Source organism: Pedobacter sp. MC2016-24, assembly GCF_015223055.1.
Taxonomy (GTDB): Bacteria; Bacteroidota; Bacteroidia; order Sphingobacteriales; family Sphingobacteriaceae; genus Pedobacter.
On record NZ_JADFBX010000005.1, the window covers coordinates 168,838 to 182,764 of the forward strand.

General features: G+C 42.2%; 9 protein-coding genes. 4 read left to right on the forward strand and 5 right to left on the reverse strand.

Annotated elements, in window-relative coordinates:
- Positions 1–8: 8 nt before the first annotated feature.
- From IM797_RS14075 to IM797_RS14090, 4 genes are read left to right on the forward strand one after another with little or no spacing between them, the layout of a single operon-like run.
- Entirely contained in the window at positions 9–911 is a 903-nt protein-coding gene (locus tag IM797_RS14075; protein ID WP_194127785.1) for a phytanoyl-CoA dioxygenase family protein, read from the forward strand.
- Positions 912–914: 3 nt separating this feature from the next.
- A complete protein-coding gene (locus IM797_RS14080) occupies positions 915–1,733 on the forward strand; it encodes a sugar phosphate isomerase/epimerase (protein WP_194127786.1) in 819 nt (272 codons plus the stop codon).
- The gene (locus IM797_RS14085; RefSeq protein ID WP_194127787.1) at positions 1,723–2,988 is read left to right on the forward strand and encodes a sugar MFS transporter; all 1,266 of its coding nucleotides are present in this window, start codon (positions 1,723–1,725) and stop codon (positions 2,986–2,988) included. The genes IM797_RS14080 and IM797_RS14085 overlap by 11 nt, the downstream gene beginning before the upstream one ends.
- A gap of 53 nt (positions 2,989–3,041) precedes the next feature.
- The gene (locus IM797_RS14090) at positions 3,042–4,730 is read left to right on the forward strand and encodes a sodium/sugar symporter (RefSeq protein ID WP_194127788.1); all 1,689 of its coding nucleotides are present in this window, start codon (positions 3,042–3,044) and stop codon (positions 4,728–4,730) included.
- 83 nt (positions 4,731–4,813) lie between these two features.
- On the opposite strand, the gene IM797_RS14095 is transcribed toward IM797_RS14090, so the two are convergent.
- The 5 genes from IM797_RS14095 to IM797_RS14115 all read right to left on the reverse strand — a co-directional run bounded on the left by IM797_RS14095 (position 4,814) and on the right by IM797_RS14115 (position 13,893).
- A complete protein-coding gene (locus IM797_RS14095; RefSeq protein ID WP_194127789.1) occupies positions 4,814–6,073 on the reverse strand; it encodes a DUF2264 domain-containing protein in 1,260 nt (419 codons plus the stop codon).
- A 9-nt stretch (positions 6,074–6,082) separates the two neighbouring features.
- The gene (locus tag IM797_RS14100; protein ID WP_194127790.1) at positions 6,083–7,282 is read right to left on the reverse strand and encodes a glycoside hydrolase family 88 protein; all 1,200 of its coding nucleotides are present in this window, start codon (positions 7,280–7,282) and stop codon (positions 6,083–6,085) included.
- Positions 7,283–7,325: 43 nt separating this feature from the next.
- Positions 7,326–8,828 (reverse strand): alpha-L-fucosidase, encoded by a 1,503-nt coding sequence (locus IM797_RS14105; protein WP_194127791.1) that lies wholly within the window; start codon positions 8,826–8,828, stop codon positions 7,326–7,328.
- Positions 8,829–8,830: 2 nt separating this feature from the next.
- Positions 8,831–10,621 (reverse strand): RagB/SusD family nutrient uptake outer membrane protein, encoded by a 1,791-nt coding sequence (locus IM797_RS14110; RefSeq protein ID WP_194127792.1) that lies wholly within the window; start codon positions 10,619–10,621, stop codon positions 8,831–8,833.
- Positions 10,622–10,683: 62 nt separating this feature from the next.
- Positions 10,684–13,893, reverse strand: coding sequence for a TonB-dependent receptor (locus IM797_RS14115; protein WP_194127793.1), 3,210 nt, complete (start codon positions 13,891–13,893; stop codon positions 10,684–10,686).
- Positions 13,894–13,927 lie beyond the last annotated feature (34 nt).

Consider the following 13,927-nt stretch of genomic DNA (forward strand, 5'->3'; position numbering starts at 1 on the left):
ACAGCACAATGAACACGAATCAACTCAAAGACCTATCAGAACACCACCAATTGGTATCAGATTTTTTCAAATGGCCTGTCAACAAAAAAGAGTGGGAACAATACATGCTCAGCGATGAGCAAATCACCTTTTTTAAAGAGAATGGTTATCTGAGTAACATTAAGTTTTTGGAAGAATGGCAGGTGGACCAGCTAAATGAAGATCTGGTACGGATTTCTGATCCCAATTTACCAGACCACACCTTGTTTCATCAGTTCTTTTCCAACGCATCCACTGACCCAAATTCAGTATTGTTCCATGCTCTGGGCGCCTGGCGGATCACACCAGCATTTCACGATATATTGTGGAATCCCGCATTTGTCATGGCTGCAAGTCAGCTGCTGGGAAATAAGGCCGTTCGTTTTTGGCATGACCAGTTATTTTGTAAACCCGCCCAACATGGCGGTGTAGTGGCCTGGCATCAGGATTACTCTTACTGGACCAGAACTATTCCACTTCAGCATTTAACTTGCTGGGTTGCACTTGATGATGCCACCACAGAAAATGGCTGCATGTATTATGTACCCAAAAGTCATGAATGGGGCTTGTTGCAAAAACCTGAACTTGCAGGTGAAATGGAAGGATTAATGGAATTTTTATCGGCAGAACAAAAGGCTGCTTTTAAACCGATTCCAATGGAATTGAAAAAGGGCTATGGCACATTTCATCATCCCTTGCTTGTACACGGATCCTATGAAAACAGATCAGACAGATCACGGAGAGCATTTGTGTTAAACATGTTTGCGGATGGCACCATTTCAGACACAGACACCCCTTTAATGCCTGGCACTGAAGCTGTTCCAAAAGGAGAGAAAATAACAGGCCAGTATTTTCCGATATTGATGGACCCTCAGCAGGAATTGGCGATATAAGCCATGGAAAACCTATTTTTTTGTACGCGCTGGGGAAGTGAGCACCTCTCCTGGACTGAGTTTGCGAAGCGTGTAGCAGACGCAGGGTACGACGGTATAGAATCCAGTCTGCCAACAGATGAGCGCACATTACAAGCGATGACCGCAGCTTTGCAGAATGAAAATTTAAAATTTATAGGGGTACACTGGGACACCGTTACCCCTGATTTTAACCAACATCGAAAAGAAATGAGCGCCAGGTTGCAGGCCTTAATAGAATTGAAGCCATTGTTCATTACTGCGCATACCGGAAAAGATCATTTTAACTTTGAACAAAACCTGGAGTTGCTGCTGCTTGCACAAGAACTGAGTTTGGCAGGTGGTGTAACCATTGTACATGAAACACACCGGGGTAAGTTCAGTTTTGCAGCCCACACCACCAGGGATTTCCTCGAAAAACTTCCCTGGTTGAACCTGACCCTCGATATTTCCCATTGGTATGCCGTAGCAGAAAGCTACCTGCAAGATCAGGCCAGCGCAGTCGAAATTGCGCTATCGCGCACCACACACATTCACGCACGCGTCGGCTTTACACAGGGTCCACAAGTAAATGACCCACGCCGACCAGAATGGCAGGAAGCACTTCAGCATCATTTGACATGCTGGGATAAAGTAGTCTGTATGCAAAAGGAAAGAGGCACTGAAATATTTACATTTACGTCAGAGTTTGGCCCTTTTCCGTATCTGTCGACAGTGACAGATCCGACAGCAGCATTTGCGCAACAATGGGACATCAACAATTACATGAAAGATTTACTTAAAAGCAGATACTATGCAGAATGACAATACCACGCTGACGACAAGAAAGAATGCGCTGACGATGCAAATCATGACTATCGGGGCTTTCTTTTTTATTTTCGGCTTCATTACCTGGGTCAATGGTACTTTAATTCCCTACCTCAGGATTGCCTGTGAACTGGAGGAGTGGCAAGCTTATCTGGTGACTTTTGCATTCTATATCTCTTACACGGTAATGGCTATTCCTTCCAGCAAATTACTACAGCGTACCGGTATGGTAAAAGGCATGCGTGTAGGTCTGGTTATTATGGCTATAGGCTGTGTATTGTTTATACCTGCTGCCCTATTGCGTTATTACCCCATATTCCTGCTTGGACTTTTTGTTGTAGGAACAGGAACCACCTTGTTACAAACAGCAGTTAACCCGTATATTACTTTACTTGGCCCGGCAGATAAAGCAGCACAAAGAATCAGCATCATGGGCATCTGTAATAAGTTTGCGGGGGTGCTGGCACCAATTATTTTGGGAGCCATTATTCTTAAAAACTCAGACGGGCTGATCGCAGAACTTGCGGCAATGACTACGGATGCAAGAAAAGTACGGCTTGACAACCTGGCCCATGCTGTTATTGTACCCTATCTGGTGCTTACCGTCGTCCTTTTAATCATTGCCTATCTGATCAAATTTGCACACCTGCCAGAGATTGAAGCGGAACTTGCAACTGAAGAACCCGATAATACTGCCAACATCAAAGACAAGAAGATCAGAACGAATTTTGTTCTGGGTTTTATCGCTACCTTTTCCACAGTTGGACTGGAAGTTATTGCCGGGGATACGATTGGCAATTATGGGATTTATCATGGTCTGTCTTTAAACGTAGCCAAACATTTAACTTCTTACACCCTGGCAAGCACGATGGTCGGCTACCTTTTTGGAGCCTATGCCATACCAAAATTCATATCTCAGGAAAAAGCATTCACCTACTCTTCCTGTCTGGGCATCATCATCTCCCTTCTGGCCATTTTTGTTCCGGGAACGGGCTCTATTGTATTTATTGCCTTGCTTGGTCTTGCAAATGCATTGTTATGGCCGGCCATCTGGCCGCAGGCTTTAAAAGGATTAAAAGGAAAACAACTGAATCAGGGTGCAGCCATTTTGATTATGGGTGTTGCCGGTGGAGCAATTATGCCACTCATTTATGGCCTGTTAACTAAATATACTGGTAATCAATACGCTTACATCATATTAATACCATGTTACCTTTTTACTTTTTACTATAGTATGAGGGGAAGGAGATGAATATTGAATTAAAACATTATATTCGGAGTTCAAAACCAACCAAATCATAATGAATGAAAAATAACTTATTGGATACGAAAGATTATGTCGTATTCCTAATCTATTTCGTGATTGTTGCAGCGTATGGCCTTTACATCTACAACAAGAAAAAATCAGCCTCTAGTGGCTCAAAAGACTACTTCTTAGCAGAAGGTTCTTTAACATGGTGGGCCATCGGCGCCTCACTAATCGCATCAAACATCTCGGCCGAACAGTTTATAGGCATGAGTGGCTCAGGCTTTAAAATGGGTCTTGCCATTGCAACTTATGAATGGATGGCCGCGTTAACACTCATTGTAGTGGCCGTGTTCTTTATCCCGGTATATCTTAAAAATAAGATATTTACCATGCCACAATTTCTACATCAGCGTTACAACAGTACCGTTGCCATGATCATGGCTGTATTCTGGTTACTTTTGTACATCGTGGTAAACTTAACCTCCATCCTGTATTTAGGAGCTCTGGCTGTAAGTAGTATCTCTGGCTTCGATTTGACACTTTGTATGTATGCCATTGCAGCTTTTGCAATCATCATCACCCTTGGTGGAATGAAAGTAATCGGTTATACAGACGTAATTCAGGTGTTTTTCCTGATCCTGGGCGGATTGGCTACAACTTATCTTGCTTTAAACCTGGTGTCTGATCATTACGGAACCAAAGGCATCCTGGATGGCTACAGTTTAATGACGGAAAAGGCCTCAGAACACTTCCATATGATCCTTAAACCGGATAATGAAAGTTACATCGACTTACCTGGATTAACCGTATTGGTGGGTGGTATGTGGATAGTCAACTTAAATTACTGGGGATGTAACCAATACATCACGCAACGTGCCTTGGGTGCAGATTTGAAAACCGCACGTGGAGGTATCCTTTTTGCGGCATTTTTAAAACTTCTGATGCCGATTATTGTGGTTCTTCCTGGTATTGCGGCTTATGTGTTGTATAAAGACGGTGCTTTCCAGACTGAAATGTTACAAGACGGATCTGTAAATCCCGATCGTGCTTATCCGGTATTGTTGAACCTATTGCCAGCAGGCTTAAAAGGCTTGTCTTTCGCAGCCTTAACTGCTGCGGTTGTGGCTTCACTGGCTGGAAAAGCAAATAGTATCGCTACGATTTTCACACTGGACATCTATCAGAAAGCCATTAAAAAAGATGCCACTGAAAAAAACCTGGTATTGGTTGGTAAAGCATCTGTGGTGATTGCGATGATCCTTGGTGTAATTATAGCACCACATTTGGGTATCGATAAAAAAGGAGGTTTCCAGTTCATTCAGGAATATACCGGATTTTTCTCTCCTGGTATTTTTGCCATGTTTATCTTAGGTTTCTTCTGGAAGAAAACGACTTCAAATGCGGCTTTATTTGCTACATTGGGTGGTTTTTCGTTATCTGTATTGTTGAAAAAGTTACCATTAATGATGAACCTGGAGTTTTTACAACCGATGGGTTTTTCCAAACTGGTTACACAAGAAAATGGCACCTCAATTTATGAGATACCTTTCCTTGACCGTATGGGATTTGTATTCCTGTTCTGCGCAATCGGGATGATCATCATCAGTATCATTGAAAACAAACGCGGCGTTGTCCCTAAAGGACTTGAAGTGGATACAAGCATGTTCAAAACCACCAGAAGTTTTGCTGTGGGAGCTTTGATCATCATCGGCTTATTAGTGGCCTTGTATACTGTTTACTGGTAGTTTACAATTTTAGAATAAAAACAAATAGCCCTGAACCAATAAAGTTCAGGGCTATTTATTTTTAAAGTATCCCTGTGATCAGCCTAATAATCAACATGGTAATCTTTAGCAAATGCCTGACCTGCCCAGGCTTGCTTAGCCGTCCAGTCGGTTGCCGGAGCAGACCAGAACTCGTCTGATGCTGGCAAACCCAAAGGCAAGAATGACAAGGTAGCCATGTATAAACTACCCGTAGAGGTATAATAGTCCGCAATCTCCGGCTGATGTCCACAGAAGCCCAATTGCAACCAGCCATTTTTATCGAAGGTTCCGGAGTTGCTGTACATATTTTGCTTGACTTTAGTTAAAGCGCACCTTACTTGAGCAGGTTTGATGTTTACAGGCAACTGTTTCATTAGCGCAACCTGGCTTAACGCCTGGAAAGCACCTGTCCTGTAGGTAATGGAGCGCCCGACCGGCGGAAAGGTTCCTTCCGGAGAAATCATCCTTTCCTGGCCCACTGCATAGCGTTGCATGCGTTTTAACGCCAGATCATATACTTTTCGTTCTACCAGTTGTTTATCAGCCATGACTGCCAGTGTATCCACCATCATGGGATGGATCACAAAAGCATTGTAGTAATCGAATGCCAGATTTGGTCCATCCCCGTACCAGCCGTCACCTTTGTACCATTCATTAATCATTTTTGGCCCTTCATTGAGGCGATCGACATCATATTGCTCGTTAACAGACAACAAAAAAGCCTCGGTGATGGACCCGAACAACAACCAGTTACTTTTAAAAGGTTTTCTGTTTCTTAAAGACTTAAAGGCCGATATGATCCGCTGTTTAGTTTGTGGCTCCAATGGTTCCCACAAGGCTTTTGGCGCCCTTAAAAAGGTTTGGGCCAGGTAGGCGGCATCTACAATGGGCTGATAGTCCTTTGTAAAATTAAGTTGATCAGGACTGCCCGGTGCAAAGCAATTATTTAAACCTTTCAAAGCATCTGCTCTTAGCTTTTTCCGGAGTTTGCCCTCTTCCGTATCGTCATCAGGAAGAGCAAGCCAGGGCGCTATGCCCGCATAGGTACGGCCGACAGCTTCCAGATAAGTAACTATGGGCGACCTGTTGTCAAAGGTCGGGGATTTCTCCAATGGCATATTTTTAACCAGCGTACCGTTTGCCAGATTAGACACTACCGGACTGGCAATTTTATACAGTAACCGGCACCAGTATTCACGGTCATTTTTTGGTTTCTGAATTGGCAAACTTGGCATATCCTGTGCCGCAAATAGCTTTTTTGGACTTATTGCACTGAGCATTCCTGCCAGAGATACTGCCCCTATAAACTTTCTTCTTTCCATATTACAATTTTATAAATACCAATTCTTATAACGCAATAGCGCTTCCAGAAAATAATAATCTGCATAAGTTAAAGGCACATCAATTTCCGATTTTAAAGGTAGCGCACCCGTACTGTGCATCAATAAAAAGCCGCCATTGCTACCTGGTTTTGCACGGTAAGCATCTGAAGATAGAGAAACGATCATTTTTTCCGCTTCAGACACATACATCTGACTGTCTTTTTGACTCGCATACTGTCCCAATTCCAACAAACCAGAGGCTATAACTGCGGCTGCAGAAGCATCCCGATAGGTATTGGGGATGTCTTTTGAATCAAAATCCCAGTAAGGTATCTGATCTTTAGGCATGTTTGGATTGTTGATGATAAATTTAGCAATGTTTTCAGCCAGTTTGAGGTATTTTTTATCTTTGGTGAAGCGGTACATCATGGTGTAACCATATAAAGCCCAGCCTTGTCCGCGGCTCCAGGCCGATTCATCGGCAGCTCCCTGTGCAGTACCCTTCTTTAAAACCCGGCCTGTAACCATGTCATAATCGACCACATGATAAGAACTAAAGTCCGGTCTGAAGTGATTTTTCATTGAAGTATTGGCATGGTTAATAGCAATAGCTTTATATTTTGGGTCACCGCCATGGTCTGTTACCCAGGCCAGCAATTCCAGGTTCATCAGGTTATCTACAATAACCGGCCCCCTCCACTTCTTACTGGAGTTCCAGGACTGGATCACTTTTGCGGCAGGTCTATACCGTGTAATCAACGAAGCCGCAGCGGTATCAATAGTTGGTCTGTAAGCCGGGTTCCCGGTAATCCTGTAAGCGTTGCCAAAACTACAGAACATCATAAATCCCAGGTCATGATTACCGGTATAATGCTTTTCTTTTTCTAGTGTGCGCAGCCTCATCTCAGCTTCTTTCAACGTAGCTGTATCCTTAGTATATTCATAAATATACAAGAGTGAGCCCGGGTAAAAGCCGCTGGTCCACCATTTGGTATCACTGGTTTCTACCTTGTCCTTCTTTGAATAATACGTTTTGGGCATCACACCCATGGGTACATTTTTAGCCAGGATTTTATATTGCTGGTCTGCAAATTCAAATTGCTGATCAATCAGCTGTGTCATCTGCTCTTTTTTCCCGTTTGCCTGTTGCTGCCCCCTGGCCAGTCCAGCGGCAACCAGCAGACAGGCAGTAAACCAAATTCTGTTCATAGATTTATTTGTGTGTGTAGTTACGTTGTTAGTTTTGTTCGCGTTACATTTTCGCGTCCATTAGTTTCGTCGTTTTAGATTTTGGCGCGACCAGTTTCATTTTAATCACAAATGCGCTTTCAGGCTGAAATTTTGCAGGAAGTATGACATCGTAATAGGTGTTCTTATCCAGGTCCAATCCAAGATCAGACTGTTTCAACTGCAATTGCTGGTTGTTTAACAAAAGAGTTGCTGTACCCGGAACTTCCATGGCAGTTTTGGGCACGGCAATACGCACAATACCATTGACAGGCTTATTGAAAACAGTAAGATAAAGGTTGGTGTCCTTTTGCGTAAAATAGCCCAGTTTAGAAGGATTAAATGCGGCGTGGCGAACCCCGTAAACTGCCTCGCCATTTACTTTTAACCAATCACCAATCTGTTGTGCTATCTTATCCTCTTCAGGGTGCATATTTCCATTGCCATCCGGCCCAAAATTCAATACAAAATTGCCATTCATAGATACGGCATGCATCAACAGATCCAACAAATCGGCTGTAGTTTTGGTATAAATGCCCGACCAGTCTTTCATGTAACCCCAACCATTTGGCGGAATCGTCATTACGGCATCCCAATCGTTGCCACTAACCCATTCAAATTCTGCCGGAAGCTTACGTTCCCAACCCTGCTCATAATCACCCAGAATATTTCCGTTCGAATCGAAATGCCGGGAACCATGTTCATCGTTACGGAAACGGGAACCGATAATCAATCCGGGATGTTTTTCGCGAAGTTCCTTCTCTAGATTATAAGTAAACTCATAAGCACTTTTCCATGATGCATCCCAGGTTCCGTCAAACCAAAAGCCTTTTATTTTCGGATAGTTATCCAATAGTTCTAATAACTGGTTTTTGGTGTACTGCAAGAACTGATCGAAAGACTTTTTCTCCGCTTCTGTTTTTGGCACTTTACCCATATAATTTGGATTGTTCCATTCTAACACAGAAAAATACAGATAAACGTCTATTCCTTCAGCACTATAGGCATCTACAATCTGCTTTACAATGTCTTTCTGGTAAGGGGTCTTAGAAATGTTATATTCTGAATATTTTGTTGGCCAAAGTGCAAATCCATCGTGGTGTTTTGTTGTAAAAATCACATATTTCGCGCCCATATTTTTAGCTTGCTTTGCCCAGCGTTTCGCATCAAAATCTTTTGGGTTAAATTGCTTGTACAAGTTATCATACGTATTTTTCCAATCTTTAGGGGCGGTCGGACCAGCCCAGGAACGAATCCATTCTGATGCGGCAGCTCCAGATCTTGCGCTTACGCCATTCCATTCGTTTCCTGCTATGGAGTATATCCCCCAATGGATAAATTGTCCGAGTCCGTATTTACGAAAAGATTCCATGTCTGTATCTGTTCTGTTAGGCGGCGTCAGGGAGCCATATTTCACTTCAACTTGTTTGACAGGCTTGAGTTTAGGTCCAGTCCACTGAGCATTCGCATGACCAACAGCAACTATGGTTGAAATTGCTAGAATTGCGCATTTTAATTTGTGTTTCATAATTAATTATCTTTCCAGTTTGGGTTCTGCTTCAGGTTTTTATTTAACAATAGATCTTGAATTAGAATCGGAAACAGATAAGCCTTATTTTCTTCAAACTTACGTCCATTGGGTAGCGTTTTAGCGTAAGGCATAATGTAACCTTCGGCACTTAGATATACATCTTTATCAATTACAACTTTAGGAAACTGGTTTTGAACAAATTTGATTCCTTCAATAGGCACATTGATTAATTTTCCTGCCTTCCATCTCATCAAGTCATCCCAGCGCGTATTTTCAAAAGCCATCTCTACCCTTCTTTCTCTGCGGATCTCTCTCAATAATGGCGCAATTTTTCCACCCACATAAGTCAGATAGATTGCATCGAGCCGTGGATCTGCGGGCTCATTTCCAACTGTTAAATGTGCCATTCCGACACGGTCTCTTAACTTATTGATGGTTTGGTCAATCACAGCCTGTGTGGCCTGTCCAAGCTCATACTTTACTTCAGCATAATTTAGCAATATCTCTGCATAACGGAACACCGGCGCAGCCTGCTGCCCATTGGTCACCCTATTCCAGTCTGCAGGATTGTTATAAAACCATTTGGCTACGCGATAACCCGTTGCACATTTATTGCCGTTCATGCCGGCCAGATTTGGTAAAGGTGCATTTTCAGAACCCATAATGGTTGTACTTGACAATTGATAAGTACCGAAATTGGCAATGGTTTGTGTTAAACGGGGATCACGGTTTTGCATCTCGGACTGAATAGATCCCTTACCCTGAAACAAAGGGCTGGAAGAGATGCTCAAGCCATCCGTACAGAGATAGTCATCCACTAAACTACGGGTTGCCCCAAACTGGTGCCGTTGATTTTGTGCAAAATAACGGCTAAATGCAGCGCCATAGTCCAGACTTCCATCATATTGTCTCCAAAGGATGATTTCTGTATTCGCGCTATAGGATTCCGTAGCAAATAAACCATTGTAAACGGTACTGCTATTTCCTTGCGCCAGTTGATATTTAGTCAACAAAGCCTCTGAAGCCTGCACTGCATAGTTTAGGAATTTGCTGCCATCCAGGCCCAATTCGCTATGATATTTCCGGTAAGTACCTTCATATAATCCAATCCTCGATTTTAAAAAAAGTGCCATATCTTTATTTAAACGATTATTAGCTTCCGAGCCTTTAACTGGCAAATACTCGATTGCCCGGTCCAGAATCATGATCACAGAATCCATTACCTGAGCGCGCGGGGTCCTTGCTGCAAATAATTCAGGAGAATTGGTTTGTAACGAATGCTCCAGCCAGGGTACATCGCCAAATAACTTCACTTTATCAAAGTAATCCCAGGCTTTGAAGAAATAAATCTCCCCCAAGTACGGCTTTACAAGCTCATTGGCCAGGTTTCCGCGTTTATAATTATCTAAAAAATAATTTAGATTTCTGATCCCCTCAAACTTCCAGCCTCCGGAATCATTTGCGCCAGACAGGTACGCGATATATTCATCCGTACCTACTTTTGAGTAAGTGTTTGGCGCTGCATTGTCTGTGATCAGATCACCATATACTAAAGTACTTACGTTTACGCCATAAGGCTGCATGGTACCATCTGCATTACCGCTCCCAAAACCAACAACATAGGTTGGATAAAAGCTATTGACATATAGCTTCAAATCGTTTTCAGTTTTCCAGAAATTCAAATCGGTAATTTTATCCAAAGGAAAACGGTCCAGGGAATCCTTTTTACAACTATAAAGCGCTAAACCTGTTGTAAAGGCCAGTATAAGTAATTTGATGTTCTTCTTCATTTCGATATCATTTTGTTCTCGACTGCTTTAAAGCGATCAAAAAAATTCATTAATAATTTACTTTAAAATGTAGCCTGTATACCAAATGCAAAAGATCTGATAATCGGGTAATTCATACCAACCAATTCCGGATCAAAGGTTTTAGGCACACTTTTAAATTCAAACAAATTGTAAGCAGAGGCAGATACTCTTACCCGTTGAAGTTTAATTTTATCAGTTAAAGCTTTAGGAATGGTATAACCAAGCGCCAAATTTTTCAAACGCAAATAAGCTCCATTAGCCAGGTAACGGCTTTGGGTTTGCCTGTTTCTAGCTGCATTTTTATAGGCAGGATAAAAGGCGTCTGTCCGCTCTGGGGTCCATGAATTGTTATAGGTTTCCCAGGTACCAGTTGAACCTGCTCCCCAGTACAGATTATTATTGATCCATAAATCACGTTTACCTACACCTTGAACAAATACATTTAAATCGAAATTTTTATAGCTGGCATTTGAGTTCAAACCAAACTGATACCTTGGTGTACTGTTTCCTATGATCTTTCTATCTCCAGAATTACCCACGGTGTTGTTTCCGAAAGCGATCTGATTGTCTCCGTCGAGATCTTTATAACGAACATCTCCCGGAAACCACAGACCGGATGAGATTAGTTTTTGATTTGGCGCATTGTTAATTTCATCCTGGGACTGGAATATGCCATAGGTTTCATATCCCCAGATTTCACCCATCTTTTGTCCTTCATACAATATGGCATCACTAATTATTTTTGTTGGGTTATTGGCAAATTTCACTACTTCAGACTGGGCATCGCTAAGCGTAGCTGTAACGTCATAATTCAATCCATAGCTGGTATTGTTTTTATATTTCACACCCAGCTCCCAACCTTTGGTATCCATAGTACCTGAATTAACCTGAGGAGATGCTGCCCCCAATACTGCCGGATATTTCAGTCCATCAATCAGGATGTCTGATGTTCTTCTGCGGTACCAGTCAAAGTTAATTTCAAGATGATTGAAGACAGTCAGGTCAAAACCAAAGTCAATGGTCGTTGCTGTTTCCCAGGTGAAGTTGGGATCTACCAATCCCGGTGGTGTGATGCCTACCGGGCGTATGCCACTCATTAAGTAACTGATTTGTGCAGATGTACCATATTGCAGGATATATGGATAATATCCACTTACATTCTGGTTTCCTAAGCTACCGTAAGAAGCCCGGAGTTTAAAATCATTAACATAAGGTTTTATACTTTTCGCGAAATCCTCTTCAGTAATGCGCCATCCCAGGGAAACTGAAGGAAAGAATTTGAACCTGCGATCGGCCTGAAATCTGGAAGTACCGTCAGAACGGCCATTCGATTCAAATAAATATTTACCCTCATAGTTATAAGTCAATCGATAAAACAGACCTTGAACTGCCCAATGGTTTTCACTGTCAGCAACCGTCATTACGCCCTGCGCCTGACTCATGGTCGGGACATTTACATTGATTCCATTCCGCTGCCCTGAAGCGTCCTGTTCCGTATACCATTCTCTATTGAAACCGACCAGCCCATGGAAATTATGCTTACCTGCAATTGTTTTTGCATAATCAGTATAGACGTTGATGGTGTACTTGTTAGAATTGAAATTATAACGGGAAATGTAATCGGGATCTGTTTGCGTCGTTGTATAAGAGCCCACAGTAGTTTCTAATCGCTCCAATCGTGGTAAAATCGTTTTTCTGATGGTGCTATTGGCCAGATAAGAGATGTCTCCTTTTAAAGTCCATGCTTTAGTAAAATTGATGGTTGGTGAGGCCGCCAGCAGAATATTCGAATTATTTTCATCAACAGACGAGCCGTAATCCATGAAAGAAAGAATGTTATCCGTATACTTCTGAGGAACATGTAAAGACGCAGGAACCAACATCGGCATATTCACGTTGCGCCCAGGCTCCTGAGACATGGCAACCCACCATCCGCCTTTACCTGCCGGACTTACCGGCTCTATATAGGTTGAGTTGTTGTATGCCGTTTTAAAATCCATTTTGAACCAGTTGTTAACCTTAGAGGATACATTTAACAAAGCGTTGTATCTTTTCAGGTTGTCGGTATTGATTTTGTATAAGCCATCCTGGTTCTGATAACCAAATGATCCATAATAGGATGTATTTTCATTCCCTCCTGACAAGGATAAATTGTGTTTTTGCATTGGTGAGGATTTTAGTAAGGCCTCTTTATAAGGATTTACATTTCCCCTCCAAATGATATTTTTCTGACTGGCGTCTGTATAGTAATATGGCTCATTGTTTACAGGATCGTCCATATATTCTTTGATCTTATCGAGCTTTGCCAATTCATTTGATACAGAACCGTTTTCCATTTGCAAGCCTTTCACTATTGCATCCTGAATCGTATAAGCATCCAGGATATCAGGAACAGCAGTTGGTGAACTCCACTGAAAAGAATTTGAATAAGTCACATTCGTCTTCCCGCCTTTACCAGATTTGGTTTTGATAAGCACAACACCAAAAGCACCACGGGCACCGTAAATCGCTGCTGAGGCGGCGTCTTTGAGTACTGTTACAGATTCTATATCCTCAGGATTGAGCATATTGGGATCCATTTCAACCCCATCTACCAGGATAAAAGGAGATCCGTTTGAAAATTTGATCTTATTGCCATCATTTGCATCCTTATTGAAAGATGTTGCACCTCTAAGATTATACGTAGCACCGGTTTTAGGATTTCCATTGGCAATATTGACATTGAAGTTTGGGATCAGGCCCTGGAGTGCCTGACCAAGATTAGCCGTAGGTCTGTTTTCCAGCATTTTAGAATCAATCTGACTCACTGCACCAGTTAAGTTGGCTTTCTTTTGCGTGCCGAAGCCAACAACAACAACTTCTTCAAGTGCTTTCTTATCTGCTTTTAGCACAACATTGACCAGGCTACCGCTAACAACTACTTCTTGTTGAAGATAACCGATACTGCTGATGATCAAAATCGAATTTTTCTCTTTTAGCGCAATGGAAAATACCCCGTTAGCATCCGTGCTGGTTCCATTTTTTGTTCCCTTTACCAAAACATTAACACCGGGAAGTGGTAATCCATCTTCATCTTTTACAAGTCCTTTTACATTTTCCTGTAGTAATGATTTGATTTTTTCCGGAGCATTAAATGAAATACTCCGTGCAAAAGCATCACCACATGAGACGAATCCCAGCAATGGAATTAAAACCAGCAATTGCCATTTCGCTTTTGAATGAAGCAATTCATTAGGTATTTTTTTTTTCATACAATTCAGGTTTAGTTTAAACGGCTAAAAGCAT